At 45.5% G+C, this 20,728-nt stretch carries 14 protein-coding genes and 1 tRNA gene; 1 reads left to right on the top strand and 14 read right to left on the bottom strand.

What is annotated here, in order from left to right; all coding sequences use genetic code 11:
- The 7 genes from MUB50_RS12450 to MUB50_RS12420 all read right to left on the bottom strand — a co-directional run bounded on the left by MUB50_RS12450 (position 1) and on the right by MUB50_RS12420 (position 11,938).
- Entirely contained in the window at positions 1-2,769 is a 2,769-nt protein-coding gene (locus tag MUB50_RS12450) for a CDP-glycerol glycerophosphotransferase family protein (protein WP_244791207.1), read from the bottom strand.
- A gap of 23 nt (positions 2,770-2,792) precedes the next feature.
- Positions 2,793-4,457: a CDP-glycerol glycerophosphotransferase family protein gene (locus MUB50_RS12445; RefSeq protein ID WP_118625840.1), complete on the bottom strand. Its 1,665-nt coding sequence runs from the start codon at positions 4,455-4,457 to the stop codon at positions 2,793-2,795.
- Positions 4,458-4,471: 14 nt separating this feature from the next.
- Positions 4,472-5,668 (bottom strand): CDP-glycerol glycerophosphotransferase family protein, encoded by a 1,197-nt coding sequence (locus MUB50_RS12440; RefSeq protein ID WP_118512957.1) that lies wholly within the window; start codon positions 5,666-5,668, stop codon positions 4,472-4,474.
- Positions 5,669-5,695: 27 nt separating this feature from the next.
- On the bottom strand, positions 5,696-6,589 hold the full coding sequence (locus tag MUB50_RS12435) for a hypothetical protein (protein ID WP_118625842.1): 894 nt from the start codon (positions 6,587-6,589) through the stop codon (positions 5,696-5,698).
- A gap of 24 nt (positions 6,590-6,613) precedes the next feature.
- Entirely contained in the window at positions 6,614-7,516 is a 903-nt protein-coding gene (locus MUB50_RS12430; protein WP_118512958.1) for an undecaprenyl-diphosphate phosphatase, read from the bottom strand.
- A 130-nt stretch (positions 7,517-7,646) separates the two neighbouring features.
- Positions 7,647-10,862 carry a carbamoyl-phosphate synthase large subunit gene (gene carB / locus MUB50_RS12425; RefSeq protein WP_118625844.1) on the bottom strand — a complete coding sequence of 1,072 codons (3,216 nt, stop codon included), beginning with the start codon at positions 10,860-10,862 and terminating at the stop codon, positions 7,647-7,649.
- The gene (locus MUB50_RS12420; RefSeq protein WP_015527400.1) at positions 10,862-11,938 is read right to left on the bottom strand and encodes a carbamoyl phosphate synthase small subunit; all 1,077 of its coding nucleotides are present in this window, start codon (positions 11,936-11,938) and stop codon (positions 10,862-10,864) included. Before MUB50_RS12420 ends, carB begins: the two co-directional genes overlap by 1 nt.
- Positions 11,939-12,176: 238 nt before the next feature.
- On the opposite strand from MUB50_RS12420, the gene MUB50_RS12415 reads away from it, so the two are divergent.
- A tRNA-Leu gene (locus tag MUB50_RS12415) sits at positions 12,177-12,260 on the top strand.
- Between the two features lie 117 nt (positions 12,261-12,377).
- On the opposite strand, the gene MUB50_RS12410 is transcribed toward MUB50_RS12415, so the two are convergent.
- The 7 genes from MUB50_RS12410 to MUB50_RS12380 all read right to left on the bottom strand — a co-directional run bounded on the left by MUB50_RS12410 (position 12,378) and on the right by MUB50_RS12380 (position 20,642).
- Positions 12,378-12,845: a signal peptidase II gene (locus tag MUB50_RS12410; RefSeq protein ID WP_118512960.1), complete on the bottom strand. Its 468-nt coding sequence runs from the start codon at positions 12,843-12,845 to the stop codon at positions 12,378-12,380.
- 81 nt (positions 12,846-12,926) lie between these two features.
- Positions 12,927-13,580: a zinc ribbon domain-containing protein gene (locus tag MUB50_RS12405; RefSeq protein ID WP_118512961.1), complete on the bottom strand. Its 654-nt coding sequence runs from the start codon at positions 13,578-13,580 to the stop codon at positions 12,927-12,929.
- A gap of 42 nt (positions 13,581-13,622) precedes the next feature.
- The gene (gene clpX, locus MUB50_RS12400; protein ID WP_182434010.1) at positions 13,623-15,008 is read right to left on the bottom strand and encodes an ATP-dependent Clp protease ATP-binding subunit ClpX; all 1,386 of its coding nucleotides are present in this window, start codon (positions 15,006-15,008) and stop codon (positions 13,623-13,625) included.
- A gap of 136 nt (positions 15,009-15,144) precedes the next feature.
- Entirely contained in the window at positions 15,145-16,728 is a 1,584-nt protein-coding gene (locus MUB50_RS12395; RefSeq protein WP_118625846.1) for a S1C family serine protease, read from the bottom strand.
- Positions 16,729-16,878: 150 nt separating this feature from the next.
- Entirely contained in the window at positions 16,879-17,808 is a 930-nt protein-coding gene (locus MUB50_RS12390) for a glycosyltransferase family 2 protein (protein WP_118625848.1), read from the bottom strand.
- Between the two features lie 71 nt (positions 17,809-17,879).
- Positions 17,880-19,220 (bottom strand): LCP family protein, encoded by a 1,341-nt coding sequence (locus MUB50_RS12385; RefSeq protein WP_118625850.1) that lies wholly within the window; start codon positions 19,218-19,220, stop codon positions 17,880-17,882.
- Between the two features lie 18 nt (positions 19,221-19,238).
- The gene (locus MUB50_RS12380) at positions 19,239-20,642 is read right to left on the bottom strand and encodes an undecaprenyl-phosphate glucose phosphotransferase (protein WP_022426969.1); all 1,404 of its coding nucleotides are present in this window, start codon (positions 20,640-20,642) and stop codon (positions 19,239-19,241) included.
- Between the last annotated feature and the right edge of the window lie 86 nt (positions 20,643-20,728).

Below are 20,728 nucleotides of genomic sequence, written 5' to 3'. Positions count from 1 at the left end.
TTACCGATTCTCGATGATCCTCTCATACACACGTTTGGAACAGTTACGGTCATTAAATGCAAAGGTCTCATCCATTCGTTTCCGATATTCCTCTTTCATCTGACAGCTGTCTGCCATATATTCAATGATCCGTTCCACAGTTCCGTCCAGTGTATGTTCCACCTCTCCAAAGCCATCTCTCTCATAGTCAAAGTATCCCTCTGTGTAGGAATGCGCACCACTGAAAAAGCTGTCTCTGTCAAACTGGGAGTATACGATGGGTTTTCTCAGGTATGCAAAATCAAAGGCAACCGAAGAATAGTCCGTGATCATCAGATCTGTCTGGGCAAAAATGTCCTTGTAGGAATAAGACGAATCCATAAATTTTACCCGTGGATCATGGCGGAACATATGCAGGCCGTCAATGGTATTTGGGTGAGGCATGAAGCAGATGGTATATCCGTATTTCTCTGCCGCTCCCAGAAGTTTTTCGTTGTTGAGAAGATCATCATAAAAATGGAAGTATTCGCTTTCCTGAAATTCTTTTCCAAGCTGCCATACTCCTCTGGCATCGGTTCCTGAGGAAAGGCTCTTGCGCCAGGTAGGCATCACCGTCACATACTTGCGTTCATCATGGACCAGACGGTCATAACGTGGCATTCCCGTAAGCCAGATATTTTTTTCCGGATAAAAATAGTCATAGGTAAAGGCAGAATCATACTCCGGCTTTGTGCTGACGATAAATCCGAAAAGATTACGGTTGTATTTGTTCAGCCACTTGGACTGGTTGTCTTTGGTAACACCATGCTGCAGAAATACCAGCTTTTTGTCATAGATGATATCGCGGTACAGATACTCCAGCTTTCCAAAAGGATTGATCACCGGTTTGTTAGCCTGGGAGGACAGTGAAAATTCATTCAGCAGGAACAGAAGCTTATGCTTCCAGGAAAAAGGCTCCACAACCTTTCCAAGCTTCCTCATTTCCACATAATCCTGTGTATCCTTGTTGACTACAAAATAAGGCTCCACCGTAGGGTCCGGATTGGCGCAGAGATAGCGGAACATCACTTCGCCGTTGTCATCTCCGCGTGTTGTACGATCGGAGATCAGCCAGATCTGCTTTTTCTGCTTTGCCTTCTGCATCTCGTAGAGCTTACGCACGAGAACTGCCTTTTTTCCGGCCTTTCCCTGAGAAAATATTGCTTTGGTGCGTTTTTTCTTCAGCTGTTTCTCTCTGCTCTGGCTGTATGGCTCTACAGTTACTTCATACTGATGGCCCAGAACTTTTGCATCTTCCTGATCCTCTCCACGGATCATCCGGACTTTTTCGTTAAGATACAGAAGCTTATCCTCTATATGAAGGAAAAGCGGCAGCTTCTTTGTAAATGGCACATATTTTCCGTAGGAAATATTGTACATTTTATTTACATGTCCATCTGTGCCTGTACCCCAGCTGATAAACTCCCTGATCTCAGAAAGCGGAATGTCCACGATATACAGCTTCTCAACGGCACTTTCTTCCCTGCACCAGCCGGTTCTTCCCAGTGTATATTTCCATCTGGCTTCATAGGTGCTGCCACCAGTCATCATATATGCACGGTTTGTCCTGCTCACAGGCTCCACAATGGAAAATTCACAGTGCAGCTGGTCTTTTTCCGGCTGGAATATCTTGACATTAAGATTATCATATATGGGATTCAGGATCGTGTCCGCCTGATCCGGGAATTTTTTTCGGATATCCGGATAATATTTCCGGAGAAGATATACTTTGTTTGCCCTGCTGAGATGCTGATTGGACATCACGATCTCCGGAAACTCCATCTGTTTCAGGAAGCTTTCGATGTCTTCCTCATATCTGCATTTTTTCTCTTCATCAAGCTCCTCGTTATCAAATATGATATCAGCCATTTTTGCGCTGTAATACAGCAGCACATAATCTGCATTTTTTTCATGAACAGGATTTTCTTTTCTTCTGCAGTCTGCGATCTTTCGGAAAAATTCCTGATAAAATACTTCCAGTTGCTTCGGATCCTGCAGCATATTCTTCCAGTCCTCCACCATGAGATGGTCCGCAAGGATCTGCACATAGATATCTTCCCCTGAAGTCACTCCCAGACTCCGGCAGCTTACAACGGACTGATATACCATAGTCATCACATCCAGATACCATATCTCCGGACGGATCTCGGATACCCATTTCACCTGATCTGCTGCAAATGTATAAGCGGCATACAACTGATGCAGAAGATATACATTGTTATCCAGCGTTGTTTTTTCGGTGAAACGGTCACAGTAGTTATTATGCTCCCGCACATGGATATTTCCTTTTCCACGGATCTTTGTTATGACAACATCTCTGTTGTCTTCCTCAAAGCAGCGTCTGACCTCTGCACTGGATTTTGGGGAAAAACAGATTCCGGCTTTTGCAAAAACGACATAGTTTCCGGCTATCTTATCCTTCAGCTCTGCCACAAGATCCCCGCATTCCAGTCCGTCAATATATAAAAGATCCCTGTCATCCAGCATCTCCCGGAAACGGGAATCTTCCGGATTGAACGCTCCGTAGATCTTATCCAGCTCTTCGTCCTTGAGCTCTTTCTCCTTTTCTCCGGCTTCTTCCAACTCCCTCATGTCCCGTTCATCAGGGATATCCATATCTCCTGCTGTGCGTACTGCAAGGATCTGTACCGTTCCTTTAGGTGTGACCTCACGTACATTTTTAAAGGTTCTGTAAAGCTTTGCGGTATCTTTTGCAAAAACAACTACTGAAAATTCATACTCCCTGTTCATATTGCTCCTTTTGTATCCTTACATTAAAATTTTTTCTCTTTCAGCCTTCTTTTCAGTTTGTCCGGTATTTGAGCATTGGCTATATATTCATAGATTCGTTTGCTATTGTCATTGTCCCTGTAGGGAAGAAGCTCATCTCTCCTTCCTGAAAATTCCGGTTTTTCACGGAATCCGTTCCTCACATATTCTCCGATAAGATCCACCAGCTGGTTCTGATCCCATGCCAGATCTCCGAAAACATCTTTTTTATAGTCCATATAGCTTCCCTGGACTTTCTCATAGGTTTCCAGATCAAAAGGATAAAATATCACCGGTTTTTCCTGATAGTAGACATCCCAGGAAACAGAAGAATAATCGGTGATCAGCATATGGCAGCTCATCAGAAGCTGATTCAGCGGCATGGTCCCAAATGGGATCAGACGGATATGCCTGTCTTCCACCTGAAAGCTCCGGATATGTTCCCGGAATTTCGGATGGATATAAAAATTCAGCGTGATATCCTCCTTTTCCAGAAGAGTCTTAAGCCTCTCATCCTGCAGAAATGCTTTATAACGCTGATAGTATTCACTTTTTTTGAACTGATCCTCGCTGATATCCTCCAGCCAGTTTCTCCATGTAGGCATCAGCAGGATCTCTTTATGAGTCGGATCTGACTTGTCCTCCAGCACATCCCACCTGGCTAGTCCGGTAATGATGATCTCTTCATTATCGTATCCGAAATAATCATGGATGATCTTCTGTTCATAACCTGAAGACACCACAAACAGTGCCATCTGATTGCCTCCGCCTTTATGGAAGGTCCTGTGGCATTGCTTGAAGCCCATCACTCCATGCTGGAGAAATACGATGTTCTTCCGTGCCTGATACAGAACCTTGTAGATGCTGTTGGGCGAATCCCAGATATAAAAATGCCGGATCGCATCAGTAGATATCAGATACCGGGCAGCGCTGAGATAGATCATGTACTTAAATGACATGAACTGGATCACATTGGCATCATACTCTTTTACGGCCTGATAATCCGGACATTTTTTATCTATTACATAAAAAATCCGACTTCTGTCCTTCTCCGGTACATGCTCCATACAGTACCGAAAAAAATAGAGGCCGTTGTCCTGTGCCATTGTACAATATTTCTCGCAGATCAGCCATAATTTCTTGTGATCCCAGTAAGGTTTCAGGATAAAATAGCAGAATAATGCAAGAAATTCTTTTGCTATAAATGCATAGCTGTCATATTTCGGATCATATTTCCGGTATTGAATGGTAAACTGCCTTGCTCCGTTAACAAATGGATAAACCATATGCCCATCCCCGGTTCTGGTCCATCTTGGAAAAAGAATCAGCTTAAGTTTAAGTTTTGAACTTAAGCCTCCCAGGATCGCATCCTCATAATTTCCTTTTCCTTCTTTATCCACAGATGCCACCACATCCCAGAATGCGGTTTCCATCGGATACTGATCTACATTGATCTGTGCATGATACACGATCGTATTTCCTTTTTTTGCTGTCTGCATTTCAAAAGGAAAGCTTGTATCCAGCACTGTATTTCGCTGTTTCAGCTTCAGGGAACGGATCCTTCCTCTGGATCCTTCCAGCTCAAAACTGATCTTTATGGTTCCTTTTGTCAGCGAAAATTTCCTGGTTTTTACCTTGATCTCCGCCGGAGCCTCCATTAACTGCTGCAATTTTTCACCACCTGTTACATTTCTTTGATCGCTTTGTAATTTCTTTCACAGTTCTTTGTATCCCACAGATCAAAATATTTTCCGTGTCTTTCCAGATAGATTTCTTCATTGGCAAATCCCTGTCCATGCAGACGGATCAGCCAGTCCGTTACTTCCTGTTCCGTTACACATACCGGGCCGAAGCCATCTTTCCGAAAATCAAAATACCCGATCTGATGATGACTTTGCCGGAATTTTTCATTGTCAAACTGGTAGTAGACCAGTGGTTTTTTCATGTAGGCAAAATCCATGGCCACACTGGAAAAATCAGTCACCAGCACTGCGGACTCTTTAAGGAGTGTCTGCACATCGTACTCAGGCCAGGACGCCACTGTGATATTCGGATGATCCACATGAAAATATTTCAGGAACCGATGCATTTCCCTGTGCGGATAAAAAATGATCTGAAGATCGTTCTCCTCAATATAGCGGATCAGTCTCTCATCCTTGAGAAGTGCATCCCAGTAACGGTAATAATCGGTTTCCATGAATTTCTGTGCTTCCAGCTCGTGATCAGCAGCTGATATCTCATTGCGGATATACATACGCCATGTCGGCATGATCAGGATCTGGTTCTTTTTTATCTTCATATCATGAAGCTGGTCAAAACGGCATAGCCCCAGCTCCTGCACATAGCCTTCCGGATATCCGTACCGGTCATTGACATATTTCCACTCATCATAGGTACTGGTAACAAAAAGGCTCATTTTTGTATGCGGATAGTACAGAAAACTAAGATCTGCCGTGATGATCCCATGCTGCAGGAACGCCCGCTTGTTCCGCAGGATTCCGTAAACCTCCAGCACATAGCAGATGGCTGCGTTTGGTTTTCCCATTTTCTGGGAGCTGATATTTTTTGACGCAGCCAGATAGTATATCCAGTGGCGGAAGCTTCCATACTGGATCACCTGTCCCAGATCTTTTACCCGGGCATAATCCGGAGATTTTCTGTTGATGGCGTACACTGCATCTTCACTGGTATTTTCTCTCAGATATTTGTACAACCAGAATCCGTTATCCCGGCATTCATTCTCCGTATCACAGAGAAGCCAGAGATCCCTGCGAAAAAGTCTGTAGACCATCGCAATGGGAAATGCCAGGATAAACTTAATAATGTGAAGCAGATCCCCAGGTTTTACTCGTTTCAGTTTTTCAAGAAATGTCTGTTCCATGTTTCCCTCTGTTTACAGGATCCCGGTTTATTCCTCTGACCAGTCTCCGTTATCATCCCAGACAATCTCTCCGTCTCCGCTGTCATCTGTACTGTTGTCAAGAGAATCGTCACCGCTACCGCTGCTGCTGCTGTCATCTACATAGTCGCCGCTATCATCACTGCTGTCATAGTTTCCATCATCACTGCTGTTGTCGTAGCTTCCGTCATCGCTGTTGTCATAGCTTCCGTCATCACTGTTGTCATAACTTCCATCATCACTGTTGTCATAGCTTCCATCGCTGTTGTCGGAAGAAGTATCTGTGATACCGGAAGAACTATCTGTCAGATCTGAAGCATCTGTGCTGTCTGCGGAATCACTGCTATCCGCCTCACTGTTGTCAGTTTCCACATTGCCAATAGTGCTCTTCTCACTCTTGTCACTGAGACTTGTATAGGTCAGGTATGCTTCTCCGTTATCGATCATCAGTTTTGCCTTTTCCATATCGCTCAGCTGTACACTGTAGATCTCATAGGCATTTCCGTCTCCGTCTACGATCTTCATATCATAGATGGCATCCCTTGCAGAATCCGGGGTGTAATACATCTGCACCTGTTCCGCATCTTTGATGGTAGCTTCTGCAGGAACAAGATTTTTGCCCCATTCTTCTCCTCCTGCCGCGCGGAGATAGATCTCACGGATCTCTCCCTTCGTGCTGTTGGTAAGATAAACGAATTTTGCGGTACTTGTCTTTACACCGATCAGCTTCGGTGCAGGTGTAGATGTGGGAAGCGGTGTGGATGTAGCCGGTGCAGCCGTAGGTGCGGCTGTAGGAACCGGTGTTGGTGTCACCTCTGCTGTTTCCTTTGATGATTTTCCACATCCGGCCATACCAAGCGCCGTCACTGCTGTCAGTACGATCAAAAGCTTCTTATATTTCATAATGATTACCTCCAGATTGCAGTTTTATGCTAAAAATGTTTTTCCAACGAAGTATCCGAGCACCAGAATACCAAGGATGATCCTGTACCAGCCGAATACTTTAAAATCGTGTTTCTTGATATATCCCATCAGGAATTTGATGGCAAGAATAGATACCACAAAGGATACCACAACACCTACGATCAGGATGATCAGCTCTGTGGAGCTGAAGGCAAAACCGAATTTCACCAGTTTCAGAAGACTTGCTCCGAACATAACCGGAATTGCCAGGAAAAAGGTAAATTCTGCTGCAACCGTACGGGATGTTCCTGCAAGGATACCTCCGATAATGGTAGAACCGGAACGGGATGTTCCCGGGATCACGGAAAGCACCTGAAAGCAGCCGATGATCAGCGCTGTCTTAAAGGAAAGCTCATCCAGTCTGGTGCAGGTTGGTCTGCGGCGTTTGTTGTAGTTCTCGATAACGATAAAAAGCACACCATAAACGATCAGCATGATGGCAACGACCACATAGTTATAAAATTTCTCTTCAATAATGTCATTAAAAGGAAGAGCGATGATGATCGTCGGCAGACATGCTACCAGGATCTTGAACCAGAGGATCCACTTATCCTTATCACAGTATTTTTCTACAAAGGTAAGGACAGTTCTGGGTACTGCCGACTGTTTACGCAGCGCCATCTGTGTTTTTTTCGGGATTTTTCTTATGTAAAAGGGCCACAGCTTGTTCCAGTACAGTACAACAACTGCCAGGATCGCGCCAAGCTGGATCACCACCAGGAAAAATTCCATAAATGCCTCGGATACATTCAGTTTGATGAACTCGTCCACAAGGATCATATGTCCGGTACTGCTGATCGGAAGCCACTCGGTGATTCCCTCCACAATACCGAGAAGGATAACCTTCAGTAATTCTATAAAAATCATGTTAACTCCTTTCCAAAAGCAAGATAAGGACAGGGCCGGTATGTGAACGACGGCCCCGTCCTTATCAGTATATTACATATTTGACAATTCGTAAACTTTTAATTTTTTATTTCGCAAAATTTACAATTTTTTATCGATTGTCGATGGTAGCGATATCTACCAGAGTCAGGTGGTTCAGGTCTGTATTCTCAAGACTTGTGACCAGAGCCTCTGCAGTATCAAGGCTTGTAAGCACATTGACACCTGTCTCGATGGCATTACGACGGATCACGAAACCATCTTTCTGATGCTCAACACCCTGTGGCGGTGTGTCGATAACAACATCGATCTTGTGGCCAAGGATCAGGTCCATCAGGTTCGGAGAAGGCTGCTCCAACTTGTTGGTACGTGTTACCTTGATTCCGTTCTCAGTCAGTATGCTTGCAGTACCTCGTGTTGCAAAGATACGATAGCCCTGAGCCTCGAAACGTTTTGCGATCGGAATGATATCCTTTTTATCCTCATCTTTTACAGTGATGATCATCTGTTTGTGTTTCGGAAGGCGGATTCCTGCTCCGATGAATGCTTTGTAAAGAGCCTCGTTGAAGGTCTTTGCAATACCAAGGCACTCACCTGTGGATTTCATCTCAGGTCCAAGGCTGATATCTGCGCCTCTGATCTTCTCGAAGGAGAATACAGGCATCTTGATTGCGAAATACTCTGCCTCTTTCTGAAGTCCCGGTGTGTAGCCAAGCTCTTTAATCTTGTGTCCAAGGATGACTCTTGTTGCAAGAGGAACGATCGGGATTCCTGTTACCTTGCTGATATACGGTACTGTACGGCTGGAACGTGGGTTAACCTCGATAACATATACATCCTCGCCTACAACGATAAACTGGATATTGATCATACCGATCACATGAAGTGCCTGTGCAAGACGACGTGTGTACTCGGCAATGGTATCTTTTGCTTTCTGGCTGATGGTCTGTGCCGGATATACGGAAATACTGTCTCCGGAGTGGATACCTGCACGCTCGATGTGCTCCATGATTCCAGGGATCAGGATGTCCTCACCGTCGCATACCGCATCGACCTCGATCTCTTTACCCATGAGATATTTATCAACAAGGATCGGATGCTCCTGTGCGATCTGGTTGATGATTCCGATGTACTCTTCCACATCCTCATCGCTGACAGCGATACGCATTCCCTGTCCTCCAAGTACATAGGACGGGCGGACAAGTACCGGATAACCCAGCTCATTGGCAGCTTTTTTCGCCTCTTCTGCTGTGAATACGGTATGTCCCTTCGGTCTCGGGATCTCACATTTCTCAAGGATAGCATCAAAGAGCTCTCTGTCCTCTGCAGCATCTACGTTCTCAGCAGATGTTCCGAGGATCTTAACGCCCATCTTGATCAGTGCCTCTGTAAGCTTGATGGCTGTCTGTCCACCGAACTGAACAACGGCTCCGTCCGGTTTCTCGATATTTACAACATTCTCAACATCTTCCGGTGTCAGCGGCTCAAAATACAGCTTATCTGCAATATCGAAGTCTGTACTTACTGTCTCCGGGTTATTGTTGATGATGATCGTCTCATATCCTTCTTTCGCAAATGCCCATGTACAATGTACGGAGCAGAAGTCGAACTCGATACCCTGACCGATACGGATCGGGCCGGAACCAAGTACCAGGATCTTTTTCTTATCTTTTGTTTCTACAGCTTCATTCTCTGTCTGCTCATCGCCGTATACAGAATAATAGTATGGTGTCTCTGCCGCAAACTCTGCTGCACAGGTATCAACCATCTTGTATGCTGCACGGATACCGTACTCTTTACGCAAGTCTTTGATCTCAGCTTCTGTCTTTCCTGTCAGGTCTGCGATGATGTAGTCCGGGAACTCCAGACGTTTTGCTTCAAGAAGAAGGTCTTTGTCCAGCTTCTGAGTCTTCAGAGCCTGCTCCATCTCAACAAGGATAGCCAGCTTATCAATGAACCAGATGTCGATCTTTGTGATATCATGAAGCTTCTCCTGGGAAACATTTCGTCTCAGAGCTTCTGCGATCTTCCAGATACGGCGGTCATCCACAATGTTCAGCTCGTCCATCAGTTCTTCATCAGAAAGATGTGAGAAATCATAGGACATCAGACTGTCTACATGCTGCTCCAGGGAACGGATAGCCTTCATCAAAGCACCCTCAAAGTTATGGCAGATACTCATAACCTCACCGGTAGCCTTCATCTGTGTAGTCAGTGTACGTTTTGCTGTGATGAATTTATCAAATGGCAGACGCGGAATCTTAACGACACAGTAATCCAGCATCGGCTCGAAGCTTGCGTATGTTTTGCCTGTGATGGCATTCGGAATCTCATCCAGTGTGTAGCCCAGTGCGATCTTGGCTGCAACCTTGGCGATCGGATAACCGGTAGCCTTACTTGCAAGTGCGGAGGAACGGCTTACACGAGGGTTAACCTCGATAACGCAGTATTCAAAGCTCTCCGGATGAAGAGCGTACTGTACGTTACATCCACCTGTGATGCCAAGCTCTGTAATAATGTTAAGAGCAGATGTGCGGAGCATCTGGTACTCTTTATCTCCTAAGGTCTGGGAAGGAGCAACTACGATGGAGTCACCGGTATGGACACCAACCGGGTCAATGTTCTCCATGTTGCAGACTGTGATGCAGTTTCCTGCGCTGTCTCGCATTACCTCGTACTCGATCTCTTTCCATCCGGCGATACATCTCTCTACAAGAACCTCGCCTACACGAGAAAGACGAAGACCATTCTCAAGGATCTCACGAAGCTCCGGCTCATTATGCGCGATACCGCCGCCGCTTCCGCCAAGTGTATATGCAGGACGGAGAACAACCGGATAACCGATAGTCTGAGTAAACGCAACACCGTCTTCTACAGTTGTTACGACCTTGGATGCTGCAACCGGCTCGCCGATCTTTTCCATTGTATCCTTAAATTCCTGACGGTCCTCAGCTTTACGGATCGTTGCTGCTGTAGTACCGATGAGACGTACATTGTGCTCTTTCAGGAATCCTTTCTCCTCAAGCTCCATGGCAAGGTTCAAACCAGCCTGGCCGCCCAGTGTAGGAAGTACACTGTCCGGTTTCTCTTTGAGGATCAGCTGCTCTACGACTTCAACAGTCAGCGGCTCGATATAAACTCTGTCTGCAATGTCTTTATCTGTCATGATGGTAGCAGGATTGGAGTTTAAAAGTACAACCTCCATGCCCTCTTCCTTCAGGGAGCGGCATGCCTGGGTTCCTGCATAGTCAAACTCTGCTGCCTGGCCGATTATGATCGGACCTGAGCCGATTACAAGTACTTTTTTTATGTCCTTATTCCTTGGCATTATTTCTCTCCTCCCATCATCTTCATGAATCTGTCAAAAAGGTAACTGGAATCCTGTGGTCCCGGGCATGCTTCCGGATGGAACTGTACAGTAAAGATATTCTTTCCATTGTATGCCATACCCTCGTTTGTTCCGTCGTTGACATTTACAAATGCAGGATGTGCAATATTTTTCTCCTCAAGGCCCTCTGCGTCTACAACGTAACCATGGTTCTGGGAGGAAATATAAACTCTTCCTGTCTCAAGGTCTTTAACCGGATGATTTCCGCCTCTGTGACCGTATTTCATCTTATGGGTATCTCCGCCCGTTGCAAGAGCCATAAGCTGATGTCCCAGGCAGATTGCAAAGATCGGTACATCGGAGTCATAGAGTTTTTTGATTTCTTTAATAATAGAAGTACATTCCTTCGGATCTCCAGGGCCGTTGCTGAGCATGATGCCGTCCGGATTGTCTCCAAGGATCTCTTCTGCGGATGTCAGAGCCGGATAAATAGTAACCTGGCATCCTCTCTCATTCAGTGAGCGTGCAATGTTTTTCTTGGCGCCCAGATCAAGAAGGGCAACCTTCGGTCCGTTCCCCTTAAGCACTTCCTTTTCGCGGCAGGAAACCTTCTCTACCACTTTTCCTGTTGTATATGCTTTTAATCTGGGGATGATTGTATCCAGGTCATAGTTCTCATCAACTGTGATCATTCCGTTCATGGTTCCCTTCTCACGAAGGATCTTAGTCAGTGCTCTGGTATCAATTCCTGCGATTCCCGGAATGTCGTTTTTGCTCAGAAAATGCTGAATGGTGTCTACGCTTCTGAAGTTGCTGGGAACTCGTGATAATTCGCGTACGATAAATCCGTCAATCCACGGCTTCCTTGATTCCTGGTCATCATAACAGATTCCGTAGTTTCCGATCAGCGGATATGTCATACACACCGCCTGTCCTGCGTAAGAAGGATCTGTCATTACTTCCAGATAACCGGTCATGGAAGTGTTAAAGACAATTTCACTGATGACTTCCCTTGCAGAACCAATGCTGGTTCCTGTAAATACATGGCCATCTTCCAATATCAGAAATGCTTTCATACAATCTCCCTTTCTTTGTTCTCTTATTTTATCCTAAATCTTCAAGATTGTATCACAGGAATCGTCATTTTTCAACACCATATGCAAAAAAAATGTATAAAACTAACTCAAAATATTTTTTTTGAATTTTTTTAATTTTTTTGAATTTTTCTATTGACATTATCCAATTCCTGAGTTATTATAAGTGAGCAGTCGACAAGCGGAGCAAAACATAGCGAAGTAAGCCGGTTGAAAAAATGCAGGAATGGCGGAATTGGCAGACGCGCAGGCTTCAGGTGCCTGTGGTCGCAAGATCGTGTGGGTTCAAGTCCCATTTCCTGCATTCTTTTTTATTTTATCCAAAATCAAAAAAACAGGAGCGCCCAACACCGGCACTTCTGTTTTTTTATTTATTTTTCGTAACTGTCCAGTACCCTCACAGTTACCTTCTAAATAGTTACTATTTTTCTTTTTCAGAAAAGATCTCTCTCCCGCCCCAGAGAAGCACACCTGCAAATATGAAAAGATCCGAAACATTAAATACGACCTTCTTAAGCTTCGGGTTTTCCACATTCAGGCTCACATAATCCGTAACGTATCCCTTTCTGCGCCGTTCCGTATAATTATTCAGACCGCCGCCCAGGATCATTGAAAGCCCAAGCTTGGATATGCGTGTGCCTTTTTCTCCGGAAGTACGTATGTACTCCCAGATCGCACCGCCCAGCACCATAGATGCAAGATTTCTCAGAAGTTCTTTATCTATGTTTTTTAATATCCCAAGCATCATCCCGTGATTATGGCAGTTTCTTACGATCAGCCTGCCTCCCAGATACTTTTTCTTCAGATTTTTCTCTTCCAATGTGTTGATTTTCTTCTTTATATAATAGTCTGTACCAAAGATTCCCGCCGTCAGTAAATTCCACAACATTATTCCCTCTCCTTATTTCTGTGATCTGCATAATACTCAGGCAGGCTCCCGCTGGGGAAAGCCTGCCTGATATACTCATGGTTATTCTGTTTTTTCTTCTGTTGTTTCTGTATTTTCCGGATCAGCCGCAGGCTCCTCTGTTCCTGCAGATTCCACTTCCAATTCCGGATCCGATCCTGATGTTTCTATTTCTGACGCTTCTGCGGTTTCTGCTGTTTCCACTACTTCTGCAGCTTCTTCTGCAGCTTCTTCTGCTTCCGGCTCTTCTGCTGTCTCCGATACTTCTGTCACCTCTGCCTCAGCAGCCTCTTTCAGTTCCTCATCTGCCTGCTCGATCACATCGGCTGCTTTCTCTTCCAGCTCCGCTGTAGGACACGCCGCTCCGCAATACGGACAGAAGCTGGCCTCCCGCATCACCGCCTTATGGCAGGCCGGGCAAAACTTCTCCCCTTTGCTGGCAGCGATCGCATCTCTGTAGTGATCTGCCTCCAGCATATGCTGGCTGATCTCCTCGCAGATAGCTCCCGTCTCACCGTCAACGGCTTCTCCCTGCTCATAACGTGTATAGATCATCTTTCCGATATCCATCATCAGCTTTTCGGTCATACGCTCCTGTGCAGAGAGCTTGTTACGGATCTTCTGGATCTCATAGAGATTCTCTGCCCTGGAACTTAAGCCCTTTGCCTTTCTTGTCAGTGTGTTTCCCAGATCATCCCAAAAACTGCTTTTTTCCATGTCTGTCACGCTCCTTTATATATTAAAGAATCTTCTTGTTTCTTATCCTTCCAGTGCCGGGATCTCCTGGCCACGCATAAGGATCTTCGGACCTCCGTTGCCCCGAATGTATCCCTCTGTGATCACAACCTCACCGATATTGTCGTCCTTGGGGATCTCATACATGATATCCAGCATATACTCCTCCAGGATAGCCCGGAGAGCTCTGGCTCCTGTATGGCGTTCCAATGCCTTACGCGCAATGGCATGTAAGGCACCGTCCTCAAACTCCAGTTTTACTTCATCCAGTGCCAGAAGCTTCTTGTACTGTTTCAGAATGGCGTTCTTCGGCTCCTTGAGGATCTTCACAAGCATATCTTCCGTCAGCCCGTTCAGGGTAAAGATGATCGGAAGACGACCGATAAATTCCGGAATCATTCCAAATGCTCGGAGGTCATCTACAGTTACTTTCTCCAGCACATGCGGATCATCATCATATTTGTCCTTCAGATCTGCATAAAATCCAATAGATGCCTGTTTATTCAGTCTTTCTTTGATGATATTCTCAAGATCCGGGAACGCACCGCCACAGATAAACAGAATGTTCCTTGTATTTACAGTCACCATAGGTACCATGGCATTCTTGCTGCTAGCACCTACCGGAACTTCCACTTCACTTCCCTCCAGAAGTTTCAGAAGTCCCTGCTGGACAGCCTCTCCGCTGACATCTCTCTGGTTGGTATTCTTCTTCTTTGCGATCTTATCGATCTCATCGATGAAAATGATCCCGTGCTCTGCCTTCTCCACATCATTATCCGCAGCTGCAAGCAGCTTGGATACTACGCTCTCGATATCATCACCGATATAACCGGCCTCTGTAAGAGATGTGGCATCTGCAATGGCAAGCGGTACCTGAAGAAGTCTGGCAAGCATCTTTACCAGATAAGTCTTACCGCAGCCTGTAGGTCCGATCATCAGCATATTGGATTTCTCGATCTCAATATCATCCATGGTATCTGTGGCAACCCTCTTATAATGGTTGTATACGCCTACAGACATTACCTTCTTGGCATATTCCTGTCCGATCACATATTCATCCAGGGTTGCCTTGATCTTATGTGGTGCAGGAATATCTTTGAGATCGATCACCGGCTTCGGAGTCTCTGATTTTTTCTTGATCTTCTTCGCCTGGTTTCCGGGATTCTGGAAACTGCTGAGATCGATCATGCTCACATTCGGCATGTTAAAAAGATCGGAATAATTTCCATTATTCATCTGGGTATTCATAGTATCAAAGCTTTTCTGCATGCAATCTGCACAGATATGTATATGATTGGGAAGGTCGATCATCTTCCCTGCCTGACTCTCCGGTCTGCGGCATAAAAAACAGAATTTCTCGTATTTCTGCTCCTGGTCATTGTCTTTATTATTATCAAACTGATCTGCCATAACATTTCCTTTCTGGTTTTTATTATGCATATTATAGCACATAATCCCGCTGTATCAAATTAAGTTTTTATAAACCGGGGAGCTGCATGTTCTTATGCAGCTCCCCGGTTTATAAATGATTATCCTGTATTTTCTTTTATTTGTCAGAAGATGGTTTGCTTCCGAGGATCACTTCAATCGTCTGTTCCTTGTACTCTCCGCTGTTCGCCCTGGAGATCACCACTTCGATGTTTTCTCCTGCCTCATAATACTGCAGCTTATCAACAAGGTCATCCTTGCCGCTTACCTTCTGTCCATCCAGCTTCACAATGATATCGCCTTTTTTGATCCCGGCATTATCTGCTGCGCCGCCTTCCGTTACCTCAGTAATAAAAGCACCTGCCGGCATATTATACATCTGGATGGCTTCTGTTGTAAGATCGGCAGCCTTGACTCCCATATATCCTACCTTCGAAGAATCTTCCACCTTATCCCTGGTTTCGCGGTTCATCAGTTCTTCCAGGATCGGCTCTGCCTTGGAGATTGGAATAGCATATCCCATGCCTTCCACCTGACTGTCTGCATACTTGGCCGCATTGATACCGATCACTTCACCGTTCATGTTCAGAAGTGCACCGCCACTGTTTCCAGGATTGATAGCTGCATCAGTCTGGATCAGTCCGCTGGCTTCTCCATCCTCTGTACTGATGCTTCTGTTAAGGGCACTTACCCATCCGGAGGTAACTGACTGGCCATAGCCAAGTGCATTGCCAATGGCAACCACCTGCTCACCGACTACAAGATCGTCCGAGCTTCCCAGCTGCGCGATCTTGATCTCCTCCATGGTCTCATCCGGAATATCGGATTTTTCCACTGCCACTACTGCCAGGTCATTCTCTTCATCGGTGCCTTTGATCTTGGCAGAAACCGCGTTATCCACGTCCACATCTCCATCGGAACCGAATCCGGTGCTGTCACTGCTTGCCATGGCCTGGGTTTCTTCTTCCGCTCCTACCACATCACTGCCTGCAAAGCACACAGTAAGTGTAGTCGCTCCGGAGACTACATGGTTGTTAGTCGCAATGAGAAGCTCGCTGTCATTTTCTCCTACAATAATACCGGAGCCACTTCCTGCACTCTGATACTGCCTCGTTCCATATCCGAAAAAGTTTGGGATCTCCTGTACACTGACGGATGTAATGGCAACGATAGAAGACATGGTCGCCTGAGCTACACCAGCCACTGTACCACTCTCTGCCACAATATCCTTCACAGTGGAATCTGCAGAGCTGCTGCCAGTACTGTCCTCTGTTCCAGTAACCGTTTCTGTCTTCCCGATCGTTGTACCGCTGTCGTTTCCTCTGTATTTATCTGCTGCAATATTCACACCCTGAAAAACTGCTCCGGCCACCAGCCCAAAGATCACAGCCAGTGCCACCGCAGTGGCTGCTTTTTTTCCAAAGCTGTTGTTTCCTGAAAAATCCTTCTTTTTCCGCGGCTTTTTGGGCGGTATATTTCCACCGGCATAATTACCAGCCTGAGGCTGATGCACCTCATAATGTCCGTATTTCGTTTTCTCCTGCGAAACACCTTCACTCTGTCCGGCATCCGCATCACTGTTCTGTCCGCTCTCCTGCATCCTGCGTCCCTCAGAATAAGGATGCGTCAGCGGTTTCTGTTCTGCCGAAACATTCTCATCATCATCCGGCAAGCCTGTCCCCCATTTATTCTCTTCACTCATACCTCTGGTGCTCCCTTCTATGTTATCTGATGCATTTATCTGTTACTGTTCACTCCGTTCTCAGTAACATTTATTTTTCTTATAAAAGACAGTTTAACAGGGAATTGTGTTTAAACTGTGATATCTCTTTTAAAAAACCGTGACCTGCTCTTATTTGTTCTTTTTCCAATATTCCGGATTCATGGTGCAGGATCGGATCATTTTTTCAGGGAGCTTTTTGTATCGTTTTCCGAGAAAATATCCGGCGTATTTGGAAGTACTCTGCAAAAACAGTCCGGGAATCAGCCATACGTGGCCTGTTTTCAGAAGATATGCCATACTTTTTTTTACCAGTCGGATGCCCTCACCTTCGGAAGGCACTCCTTCAAAAACCTCCGGATGTTCTGCCTGGGAAACTCCCAGATCAAAATTCCTGTGGAACTGCTGCATACAGCTGTAATTGTGAGAATGATACACCCGTGCCTCTGATACATAGGCAACTCCATAGCCTTTTTTTACCATCCAGCCTGCATAGATCATATCTTCATTAAAAATAGCATGCTCCGGAAATCCGCCAATCTCATCATAGATCCTGTGATCATAAGCAGCACAGACGTTGGAGCAGAAATATGTTTTAATTCCGTGGGTCTGTACATCTTTTTCCGTTTTCAGGCAGGACTGTTCCGGATAATTAAAGGAACGGGTATATTTTTCCAGAAATCTGCAGTCCTTTTTTGGAAGCTGGCGAGCGTAAGCGGCTCCTGCCTGTGGATTCTCTGCAAGGGCTCCTACCAGTGCTCCGATCAGTTCCCTGTCTGCCGGCATTGCATCCTGTGTCATAAATACAAGGATCTCCGCATCCGAAAGCTCCGCCGCCTGCCTTCTGGTACCACCATGGTCAAATTCTTCTTTTGTAAGATGCCGGACTTCCACAAGCGGATATTTCTGTTCCCAGATTTCTTTCCAGAATTTCTTTTCCGTATTCATGACAAGGATCTTGTTGATAGGATATTTCTGTGCGCTGAGTCTTTCCAGCAGTTTTTCAAACTCTTCTCCCGGACGGTATGCCGGGATGATCACGTCTGTTTTTAATGTTTTCATATTTGTCTCCTGTCCAGAAAGGACCACCCGTTACTGGATGGTCCCTTCTGCTGGTTAATCATTTTGATATTTTATTCATTCTCCGAATAATCTTCTCCGTCGGTATAATCGCTGTAATCCGTATCATAATCGCCGGTATCCGTATCGGAATTGTCTCCGGAATAGTCCGTATCTGTGCTGTAATCGTCTCCGGAGTAATCGGCATCATAATCTGTGTCTGCGCTGTAATCAGCATCGCCACTTGTGTCCGTACTGCTGTAATCTGTGGATGTATCTCCCTGCCACGTGTACGAATCATCCGTTGTGTCATTTGGTGTATCTGTCACCGCAGGTGCAGTGTCCTGCACATCACCTCCGCCTGCGATATTTGTAATCTGGGCACTTCTGTTGAGCACGTCCTGCGTCGGAGTGTAACTGGCGTCTCCATACAGGAACTGATGTATCTTCAGAACATTGGATTCCAGTGTGGTAGGTACGATAACACTGCCCTTTACCTGGGCAAATTTGTAATCATTCGGGAAACCTGTAGTCTCATCAATGCTGTAACCGATCATAGCCGGGATCATCTTCAGGATCTCTGTCTTGGAAACGGAAGTTTTGACCATCGGGAAAACCTGATCCATAATATCAAAGATAGTAGAAAGACCTGCCTTTTTTGCCTTGTCCACGATCATCTGGATCACTCGTCTCTGTCTCTCGGTACGCCCCATATCAAGACTTGCAGTATAACGGATACGGCAGTAGGAGGTAGCCTGCACGCCATTAAGATGATAGGTATCTACGATCGCTTCCTCATCCTCCGGCTTCGGATCCGGCAGTTCAACCGGTGTGTAGCTCTTTCCGGTTTCCTCTGATGTCTCCACACAGTAATTGTTCATATGAACGATTTCCGCATAGGAAAGAGGGATGTCCAGCCCTCCCAGGCAGTCTACCACAGTTACCAGTGCATCAAAATCAATAGCAACATAATCGGTGATATTCAGATCCAGATTGGTATTCAGCATGGAAACCGCATTGGTCGGTCCGCCAAGTGCATATGCCGAATTGGCTTTGGAATAGGTATCATCCTTTACATTGAGAAGGGTATCTCTATAGACAGACACAAGTTTGACTGCCTTCGTATCATTGTTGATACTCGCAATGATGATGGTATCACTGTTCTCTGTGTTCAGCTTCTCGTTCTTGCTTCTGTGGTCCAGTCCGAACAGTGCATAGGTGGTATATCCCGTCATCTGCGGTGCCTGATCATTAGTTACAATATCCTGGTCTGCAAGATCTGTTTCCTGGATGTCGATCTTATCCAGTTTGGCTGAGATCTGACCATAAACGAACAGACCTCCGATAAACAGGAGCAGTACAACGATTTCCAGGATAAATAAAATCTTCTTGCTTTTTTTCCGAGGTTTTGACATCTTTTCCTTTTCCCCTTTTTAGTATGCGTTCTTATTAATAAATCCTTTGAATATGGTAAGAAACATGATCTTTATATCAAATCCCACAGACCAGTTTTCGATATAATACAGATCACACTCTATCCTTTTTCTGATAGAAGTATCTCCACGATAGCCATTTACCTGCGCCCACCCGGTAAGACCCGGCCGCACCTGATGCTTGACCATATAACGTGGTATCTCCTCCCTAAACTTTTCTACAAAAAACGGCCGCTCCGGTCTTGGTCCCACAAGACTCATCTCACCCTTCAGAATGTTAAAAAGCTGTGGAAGCTCATCCAGACTGGTATGACGCATAAATTTACCGATTCCGGTAACTCTTGGATCATTCTTTACTGTCCACGCCTTTTTTTCTTCTGATTCTTTCTGGATCTCCATGGAACGGAATTTATACATCCGGAAAGTCTGATTGTGAAGCCCGACACGTTCCTGCTTATAGATCAGCGGTCCCGGCGAGGTCAGCTTGATCAGCATACACAGCACCAGCATCACCGGGGAGGACACAATGATCGCAACGATCGCGCCTGCAATATCCATAGATCTCTTGATCAGTGCATTAAACGTGTTGCTCAGGGGCACATACCGGATATTGATCACCGGAAGCCCGAGAATATCTTCTGTATATGGTTTGGTCGGAATAATATTATTATAGTCCGGAATAAATTTTGTGTGCACGCCGGATTTTTCACAGAGTGCAACGATCTCTTCCAGACGATAATACTCACTTAAGCCCAGGGTAATGGCTATCTCATCCAGACGACTGGATGGAAGGATGATCATCAGATTGGCGATTCGACCGATCACCTTAACGCCTTTATAAGTAGTGCCTGCCGGCACATTGTCATCCAGTATGCCCCTGATCACGTATCCCCATTGCGGATTCTGCAGGATCCTGTCTACATATTCCTCGGCAGCACGGCTGTATCCTACCAGCAGCACCTGTTTCTGGTTCATTCCTTTTTTGCGCATATCCCGGAGAATGTAAAATATGACCATACGCACAAACCATTCCAGGACGATATTGATCACACAGAAAGAAACCAGAGTAAGACGGGAATAGTCCAACTCTTTAAAATTGTAAAGTGCAAACATGATGATAAGGAGCCCTAACGCATTTGCCTTCACAATTCCGGCAAGTACGAGACGACGCCCCTGCATTCGCATCGGTGTATAAAGATCAAAGGCCTGATAAAGAAGTAAATATCCCGGAATAATGAATATCAGCATAAACATATATTCCTGGACGGTCTTGGACTGGACCGCCGAATGCTCAAAAATTCCCTGAAAACGGATCAGCCAGGCCAGGGCATAGGAGGCCGCGATCACAAATACATCGATCAGCATATGGAGACGACTGAAATTTTTCTGGTTATCTTTAATCAATTTCCGCCACCTCATTTAAGTTCATTGCTTTTATCTTATAATAGATGAAACTCAAAAGCAATAAAATCTTCCCTCCGAAATATAAA

It is taken from the genome of Blautia sp. NSJ-140, assembly GCF_022868965.1.
GTDB lineage: Bacteria > Bacillota > Clostridia > Lachnospirales > Lachnospiraceae > Blautia_A.
This window is presented reverse-complemented; position numbering and strand designations above follow the sequence as displayed.

Coding starts and splice junctions, on each gene's coding strand:
- MUB50_RS12395 (WP_118625846.1), bottom strand. CDS start 16,728: ATGAGTGAAGAGAATAAATGGGGGACAGGCTTGCCGGATGATGATGAG.
- clpX (WP_182434010.1), bottom strand. CDS start 15,008: ATGGCAGATCAGTTTGATAATAATAAAGACAATGACCAGGAGCAGAAA.
- MUB50_RS12440 (WP_118512957.1), bottom strand. CDS start 5,668: ATGGAACAGACATTTCTTGAAAAACTGAAACGAGTAAAACCTGGGGAT.
- MUB50_RS12450 (WP_244791207.1), bottom strand. CDS start 2,769: ATGAACAGGGAGTATGAATTTTCAGTAGTTGTTTTTGCAAAAGATACC.
- MUB50_RS12390 (WP_118625848.1), bottom strand. CDS start 17,808: ATGAAAACATTAAAAACAGACGTGATCATCCCGGCATACCGTCCGGGA.
- MUB50_RS12405 (WP_118512961.1), bottom strand. CDS start 13,580: ATGGAAAAAAGCAGTTTTTGGGATGATCTGGGAAACACACTGACAAGA.
- MUB50_RS12430 (WP_118512958.1), bottom strand. CDS start 7,516: ATGATTTTTATAGAATTACTGAAGGTTATCCTTCTCGGTATTGTGGAG.
- carB (WP_118625844.1), bottom strand. CDS start 10,862: ATGCCAAGGAATAAGGACATAAAAAAAGTACTTGTAATCGGCTCAGGT.
- MUB50_RS12420 (WP_015527400.1), bottom strand. CDS start 11,938: ATGAAAGCATTTCTGATATTGGAAGATGGCCATGTATTTACAGGAACC.
- MUB50_RS12435 (WP_118625842.1), bottom strand. CDS start 6,589: ATGAAATATAAGAAGCTTTTGATCGTACTGACAGCAGTGACGGCGCTT.
- MUB50_RS12410 (WP_118512960.1), bottom strand. CDS start 12,845: ATGTTGTGGAATTTACTGACGGCGGGAATCTTTGGTACAGACTATTAT.
- MUB50_RS12385 (WP_118625850.1), bottom strand. CDS start 19,220: ATGTCAAAACCTCGGAAAAAAAGCAAGAAGATTTTATTTATCCTGGAA.